The organism is Coleofasciculus sp. H7-2 (assembly GCF_042747725.1).
Lineage (GTDB): Bacteria > Cyanobacteriota > Cyanobacteriia > Cyanobacteriales > FACHB-T130 > FACHB-T130.
In genome coordinates this window covers 1-1090 of the sequence record NZ_JBHZGO010000092.1, presented here as the reverse complement: position 1 = coordinate 1090, position 1090 = coordinate 1, and the positions used below count along the sequence as shown (strand labels likewise).

General features: G+C 54.1%; 1 pseudogene. It reads right to left on the bottom strand.

Annotated features, from left to right (window positions below):
* Positions 1–59: 59 nt before the first annotated feature.
* Positions 60–1033, bottom strand: a pseudogene (locus ACFW2W_RS19070) (IS5 family transposase).
* Between the last annotated feature and the right edge of the window lie 57 nt (positions 1034–1090).

The following is a 1090-nucleotide window of genomic DNA, read 5'->3' as shown; positions in this document are numbered from 1 at the left end:
CGGCTTTGTTGCATGAATCTTTTGGTTGACCCAGCTCCGCCAACTGTTCTCAGAAGCGGTCAAGTAACAGGATAACTTTGCGGCTTGGCGAGCTGAATCATCTTGTTGAGGGCTCTGCACTTGAGCTTGAGTTCGGTCACCTGGTTGTCAAACCGCCGAGAAAAGGCTTGGGGGCTGAAGTTGGCCTTGAAGCGGAACATAGCGGTTTCGGCTAAGGAACGGCGGTGGTAGTCAACCAGACGTTTCCACTTTCTGCGCCGTGCTTTCTGATGGCGCGTAGATTCTCGTCTCTGAGGTGAGACACTGCTTTACAGTTACCGTGCTGCCAAACTTTAGCACCTTTACGGGGTGCAATAGCGCTCCTAGCTCCATGCTTGGCAATGGTGTTATAGCAGTCTCTGTGGTCATACGCGCCGTCAGCGCTGACTTGCTCAATGTCAGCCTTGACAGCGCCGAGCAGTGGCTCTAGGAGCTGACCGTCCTTATGATCGTTGTGCGTTACTTCAACCGCTAAGATTTCACCCGTTGCCTCGTCTACAGCGAGGTGCAGTTTACGCCAAGTGCGACGCTTACTTACCCCGTGCTGCCGCGTCTTCCACTCCCCCTCACCGTAAATCTTGATACCTGTAGCGTCCACAACTACGTGCCTCGCACCTGCTTTGGGCAAGACCGGCATCTCAACTTCTAAACTCGCCAAGCGCCTTGACACCGTACTATGCTCGGGAACAGGTAGCGCTACCTACATCAACTCAAAGATGGACGCGACCAGGCCTGTGGCTTGACGCTCAGCTAAGCTGTAGACGCTCTTGAGCAAGGTGCCCCAAGCGAGGCACGAGCGGCAGGGTATCGCAACAGTCTCTATCGCAAGCTCGCTATACTTACGTGACGCACCCCGCTTGCCGCTCTTCTGCGCCACTAACCAGTTTGTTGAAACCTCTTCGTCCACCCAGAACGTGAGGCTCCCTCTGCGCTTTAAGCCTGCGTTATACTCACCCCAGTTGCGGATACGGTAGCCGCTTCGTTTTTTGCTCATACACTGAACTTAGCATCTGCCCTCCGTAACTTTTTTGGCTATTCATGCAACAACGCC